Here is a 3,664-nt window from a genome sequence, read left to right on the forward strand (position 1 = left end):
CCTACTCCCCCTATTGGCAAGTAGCTAACGCAGCAGCGAGTTCTTTCGCAGTTTGGTAGCGATCGCGTGGCAGTGGTTCTGTAACGCGGTCAACAACCTCTTTTAATTTCGGAGTAAAAGTGGGAACGCTTGCCAAATCAAATCGGAAATTTCGACCCCGCTGACGGTAAAACTTAAAAGGATTTTCACCTGTCAGTAAAAAAATTAATGTAGGTCCGATTGCATACAAATCGGATTGTGTCAAGGGCTGTCCTCGCTCTTGTTCGGGAGCGCAATAACCTTCTGCTCCAATGCGAGTACCCGGTGCAGTGCCAATTTCTTTCACAGCACCAAAATCCAGCACCACTATTTGATTATTAGAACTTCGCACCATCAGGTTAGCGGGTTTAATATCGCGGTGAATTAGTGGTGGATCTTGTTTGTGGAGATAATCTAATATGTCACAGGTTTGGATCATCCAGGCGATCGCACGAGAAGGCGTCACAGGTCCTGTGGTGTAAACTAATTTTTCTAAATCCTGACCGTGGACTAATTCCATTGCCAGATATTTTTTGCCACTATCGACAAAAAAGTCGTAATACTTGGGAATTCCTGGATGACTCAGGGATTTGAGAGTATACGCCTCCCGTTCAAATAATTCTTGAGCCTTGGCTATTTTTGCCATATCAGCATTCATTTGCTTCAACACCAGCAATTGCGGGTATCCAGCAATCCAACCCGCTGCATCCCAAGCGAGATAGGTAGTTCCCATACCTCCCTGTCCCAGTGTCCGCAACACCTGATAGTAGCGAATTATCTTTTGCACTGTCAGCGGTTGACCGCAGTGGATGCAAAATACATTTTTAGGAGAATTACCTTCGTGGGTGCAAGTTGAGCGTGAAGTTGCAGGAGTTTTTGCACTCAGTATTTCTGGCAAACTCTTAGCAGTTGCTTCGGTTTCGCCAACTTCTTTTCCTGCAAATTTAGGAGCGGGTGATTTTATTGGCTGAATTTCAAATTTGAGTAGCGGTCCGCCCTGTGCCAATTGCAACAAAGAATTATCTGGCAGCAAACTCTGTGTCACCAAGAGACTATTGAGGAAAGTGCCATTTGTGCCTTGACTGATGACCTGCCAAGAAGCACCATTGTTGCCAGAATTAATTTGCCTAAGTTCTAGATGATACCGAGAAACTAAATTATCAGTTAAAACAACGTGATTATCTGCCGCTCGACCAATCCGAATTACGGAGCAGTCTTTAAAGCACCACTGCTTGAGCGGCGTTTTTTCTTGGGCTTCTAAGAGGGTCAGAGTAACCACAATATAAGTTAAAAGGTAAAGGGTAAAAGGATGAGAAATTGTTGGTAGTTGGTAGTTGGTGGTTGGTTGACAAAAAAATAGCTAATTCTTAACTTTGCTCTTCCTAGAGACGCGATACAAAGAGCGTCTCTACAACTTCTAACCCTTAAGCATTGTTTTGACCTTCGACGTAGGGACGGACTTTCGCCCGGATGAGTACAGCAGTAATGTTGTCATGACCATTGTGTTGATTCGCCAAATCAATTAACTCTCGGACTCCGCGTTCGAGGTTAGCACCATAACTTAGCAGCGGCTCTAAATGAGTAGAAAAATGAGTTTCTAGTAAATCATTATCTGATAAACCGTCCGAAGCGAGGATGAAGAGTGTATCTTCATTGATCTCTAAAAATTGCACATCGGGATGGATCAAGTTTTGGTCTCGTGGACCAAGAGCTTGAGTAAGTTGATAAGCATCTGGGCGAGCGTAAGCTAAACTTGGTTCTACTCCACGAGCAATTTCCCGTTGACCGACTTCGTGATCTACCGTTATTTGTTGAAGTTTTTCCTTGCGACTTAGCTTATACAAGCGACTATCCCCCACATGAGCAACTGCGGCTTGAGTGTCTTGGATTAAAAGCATTACCAAGGTAGTGCCCATGCGACCGACACCAGAACGCGCATCTTGTTGATTAACATCGTAAATTGCCTGATTTGCTAAAAGTACTGCCTCAGCGATGCTGTCTTCAGTTGGGAGTTGGTTAGAAAGCCAATGTTTTTGGAAGTATTGTCGCAAAGTGGTAACTGCCAACTCACTAGCGACTTCACCACCAGCGTGTCCCCCCATTCCATCGCAGAGAATATATAAACCACGCGCTTGCAAGGCTCGGTTTTTGGGCAACTCTAATTTGTTAATTTTGGTTTCAACACCAAAAAAGTCTTCATTGTGTTGGCGTTGACGCCCAACCTCGCTGCGTCCTGCATCTTCTAGGCTGATTAACTGCATCGGCAGCACCACTGTTGGCATATCATCGCCTCTACCAGCAGTATCTTCTGTGTAGTCTAATTGCAGAATAGTAGGCGATGGATTATGTTCTTCTGCTGAGTCAGTTGCGGTTGTGGTTGGTTCCAGTTCTGTGGCGATCGCCTCCAAACGCGATCGCAATCTCCCTATCGTTTCAATCTTACCTAACTCAATCTCCCCCAACAACTGGATCACAGAGCCAGATTGAGTGCGTTGCGACTGTCTAAATAACGCCTGCCAAATACGCCCCAAAGCTTCAATTTTCAAAGGTTGTTCGGCATTTTCTGGCAACTCAGCTGAATTATTTCTATCTTTTTCTACGTATAATTTTTCTAGTGCCAACGTCTGGTCTTCATCCAAGCGCAGATTCGATAACTCCAATAGACTTTGACGACAATTCAGTGGTTCTAATAGCGCCCAGAGTAGGGTCATCTGATAAAACCAATGTACTATTTGTAACGAACTTATCGTATCATCTTGCCATAATTCGACTAAATGTTGCCAATGCGATCGGTTTTCAATGAGTACCACCTGCATCTGGTTTTCCAGCCATGCATCGTGAATCGATGGTATTTCTGGGTGAGACCCTGGTTGCAAAGCAATATAAGCTTTAGCGAGGCTAGGAATTCTGGCTGCTTCGGTTGACGGCAAAATCAAACTGTTTTGCTGATTTCCTAGTATTGCCACTAACGGCGACACTTGATATGGTTGGCAGTCTAAAACTCTCACACACACCTCAGTATTAGCCGCAGCTTGCAATACTGCTGGTAGCGGATCTAACAATTGATAGCGCTCTTGCGAGTCTAAATAAGAGCCAACCGGGAGTTCAGAGGAGCCGATTAACGAAGAAAAAACAAGGGCAGAATCATCTTCTAAGCTTTTTATCTTTTGATCTTCGGGTTCACTTTCCTTAACTTCCTCGACTAAACTCTCTTCCTTCGCAATAATTGCCCACCAAATTGTGCCGCATTCCGTGCCGCAGTTGTGACATCGTTCTGCATTTACAGCCACAGCGCTACTGCATTTTGGACAGACCTTTTGCGTCAAGGACGTGCCACAGTTTTGACAGAACTTGTTGGTATTAGAGTTTTCAAATTTACACTGGGGGCAAATCAGCATTGTGGAAGTTCCTTAATTCCCGTTCCTGGGGTGCTTCTGACCAGTACAATTCATGCATTGCCACAAATAAATGTCGGCTGGTTATAGTAGACCGACAAAATATGGTGGTGTCAACAGTGAATTTTCGTGACAGTATTAATTCTTACGCATATTTTATAAATATGTGAAATATAGGCTTGCCTATATTTCAAAATAACCTGCCATTAAAAGTTAGCGATCGCCCATATTTAAATCTTGATTGTTTGGGG

2 protein-coding genes are annotated in these 3,664 nt (G+C 44.0%); both read right to left on the reverse strand.

Features of this window, described 5'->3' with window-relative positions; all coding sequences use genetic code 11:
• Window positions 1-10: 10 nt before the first annotated feature.
• Window positions 11-1,297 carry an FHA domain-containing serine/threonine-protein kinase gene (locus OGM63_RS05065; RefSeq protein ID WP_263744410.1) on the reverse strand — a complete coding sequence of 429 codons (1,287 nt, stop codon included), beginning with the start codon at window positions 1,295-1,297 and terminating at the stop codon, window positions 11-13.
• Window positions 1,298-1,442: 145 nt separating this feature from the next.
• Window positions 1,443-3,416, reverse strand: coding sequence for a serine/threonine phosphatase (locus OGM63_RS05070; RefSeq protein ID WP_263744411.1), 1,974 nt, complete (start codon window positions 3,414-3,416; stop codon window positions 1,443-1,445).
• Window positions 3,417-3,664: the final 248 nt, after the last annotated feature.

Origin of the sequence: Plectonema radiosum NIES-515 (assembly GCF_025753815.1) — a bacterium.
Lineage (GTDB): Bacteria > Cyanobacteriota > Cyanobacteriia > Cyanobacteriales > Nostocaceae > Hassallia > Hassallia radiosum_A.

Bases quoted from the DNA above. Each gene is read 5' to 3' on its own strand.
- OGM63_RS05070 (WP_263744411.1), bottom strand. From the start codon at position 3,416: ATGCTGATTTGCCCCCAGTGTAAATTTGAAAACTCTAATACCAACAAG.